The following is a 223-nucleotide window of genomic DNA, read 5'->3' on the forward strand; positions in this document are numbered from 1 at the left end:
TGGCTATCAAAACTCCTTGCACTGAGTTTATCTCCTAATAATTTGATGCAATGCATCTTAGTTTCAACCAAACTTCGCCGATGATAGCCTGACCATTTTTTCCATAGTGTCGTGCCTAAACGTTTAATTGTTCGAAGTAATTCATTTCGCTCTAGCGAGCTACTCTTTGTATCTTTCCATGGTTTCGCATTTTTTCTAGGTGGAATCACCGCATGCGCTTGCC

The 223-nt window shown here is 40.8% G+C and carries 1 protein-coding gene; it reads right to left on the minus strand.

What is annotated here, in order from left to right:
• A partial coding sequence (locus WFH18_RS18265) for a transposase (protein WP_336755469.1) occupies nucleotides 1-223 on the minus strand: 223 nt, incomplete at both ends.

Source organism: Acinetobacter sp. USHLN143, from assembly GCF_037145695.1.
In the GTDB taxonomy this organism is placed as follows: Bacteria; Pseudomonadota; Gammaproteobacteria; order Pseudomonadales; family Moraxellaceae; genus Acinetobacter; species Acinetobacter fasciculus.